The organism is Paenibacillus sp. YAF4_2 (assembly GCF_052113225.1).
Taxonomy (GTDB): Bacteria; Bacillota; Bacilli; order Paenibacillales; family Paenibacillaceae; genus Pristimantibacillus.
This window is the reverse complement of the sequence record NZ_JBFRCT010000028.1, coordinates 1-505: the sequence shown is the minus strand read 5'-3', so window position 1 is coordinate 505 and position 505 is coordinate 1. Positions and strand designations below refer to the sequence as shown.

Genomic DNA, 505 nt, shown 5'->3' with positions numbered 1-505 from the left:
GGGCATGTCGCTCGAGGAAGTGCATGCCGAGACCGCCATCGACCCGTGGTTCCTGGCCCAGATCGAAGACATCGTGAAGACCGAGTCCATCGTGCGCAACCGCACGCTGGCCAGCCTCTCGACGCCCGAACTGCGCCTGCTCAAGCAGAAGGGTTTCTCGGACCGCCGCCTGGCGAAGCTGCTCAAGACCGACGCCAAGTCGGTGCGCGAGGCGCGGATCGCCCAGAACGTGCGTCCGGTCTACAAGCGCGTGGACACCTGCGCGGCCGAGTTCGCCACCAACACCGCCTACATGTACGGCACGTACGAAGCCGAACACGGCGAGTGCGAGGCCGAGCCGACCGCCAACAAGAAGATCATGGTGCTGGGCGGTGGCCCGAACCGSATCGGCCAGGGCATCGAGTTCGACTAYTGCTGCGTGCACGCSGCRCTGGCGCTGCGCGAAGACGGGTACGAGACCATCATGGTCAACTGCAAYCCGGAAACCGTGTCGACCGACTATGAC

1 pseudogene is annotated in these 505 nt (G+C 65.0%); it reads left to right on the top strand.

Annotation, left to right across the window (positions count from 1 at the left end):
• Positions 1-505, top strand: a pseudogene (locus tag AB4Y93_RS28825) (carbamoyl-phosphate synthase large subunit); the annotation flags it as partial.